Source organism: Silvania confinis (assembly GCF_025564085.1).
GTDB lineage: Bacteria > Pseudomonadota > Gammaproteobacteria > Enterobacterales > Enterobacteriaceae > Enterobacter > Enterobacter confinis.
Genome location: NZ_JAMGZJ010000052.1, coordinates 1 through 985, shown reverse-complemented (window position 1 = coordinate 985; position 985 = coordinate 1). Strand labels below are relative to the sequence as shown.

The following is a 985-nucleotide window of genomic DNA, read 5'->3' as shown; positions in this document are numbered from 1 at the left end:
TCGACCGCGAACTGGCCTGGCGTGACAACCAGCGCCTGGTACGGCTGCGCAAGAAGGCCAAGCTCAAGTACGCCAACGCCTGCCTGGAAGATCTCGACCGCCGCTCCGGACGCGCCCTGGACGAGCGTCTGATCGCCACCCTGGCCAGTGGCGACTGGATCCGCCAGCAGCACAACCTGCTGCTGACCGGCCCGACCGGTGCCGGCAAAACCTGGCTGGCCTGCGCCCTGGGCAACCAGGCCTGCCGCCAGGGCTATAGCACCCTGTACCTGCGCACCCCGCGCCTGCTGGAACAACTGCGCATCGCTCATGGCGACGGCAGCTTCGGCCGTACCCTGCAACAGCTGGCAAAGGTCGACGTCCTGGTGCTGGACGACTGGGCGCTAGCCCCGCTGGAGGAAGGAGCCCGGCATGACCTGCTGGAGGTGATCGACGACCGCGCTGGCAGCCGCTCCACCATCCTGACGAGCCAACTGCCCATCGAGCACTGGCACGGCTGGATCAACGACCCGACCCTGGCCGATGCCATCCTCGACCGCCTGGTGCACAACGCCTACCGACTGACGATGAAAGGCGAGTCGCTGCGCCGAAAAAAAGCCGAGGAACAAGCCGCATCGTGACCGATGCGATTACAATCCAGAACCCGCGCAACCGGGGTGGAAGCACCGGTCACGTATTAGCGAAACGCTCGGTCACGTTCACCGAAATCCGCAAAAGGATCGTGCAGGCCGCCCCCCATGCAACAGGAGCTGCTTACCCGCATAGGCCGGCAGAACGTGCTCGTGCACAATTTGAAAGAGGCTGGCAATTTCCTCTCTCTGCAGCCGGATGACATCCGTGCCATTCACCTTGTTTTGCAGTACTTGGATTTGACGAAAAGTCTCCTCCAATCCGGCTTCAAGTGATCCTTCTTTAAAGGTGAGCTCCATTCTGTTTCTCCGAGGGGGGTTGAGATCGCCTTGGAGTTTACTGGATGGCCTACTGA

Annotated in this window: 2 protein-coding genes; one reads left to right on the top strand and one right to left on the bottom strand. The window is 62.0% G+C overall.

Going from position 1 to position 985, the window contains the following annotated elements; translation table 11 throughout:
- A partial coding sequence (istB, locus tag M8013_RS00255) for an IS21-like element IS1474 family helper ATPase IstB (protein WP_271265838.1) occupies window positions 1–620 on the top strand: 620 nt, incomplete at its 5' end.
- Window positions 621–698: 78 nt separating this feature from the next.
- Here istB and M8013_RS00250 read toward each other — a convergent pair.
- Window positions 699–985, bottom strand: a 287-nt coding sequence (locus tag M8013_RS00250) for a hypothetical protein (protein WP_271265837.1), incomplete at its 5' end; no start/stop codon positions are given.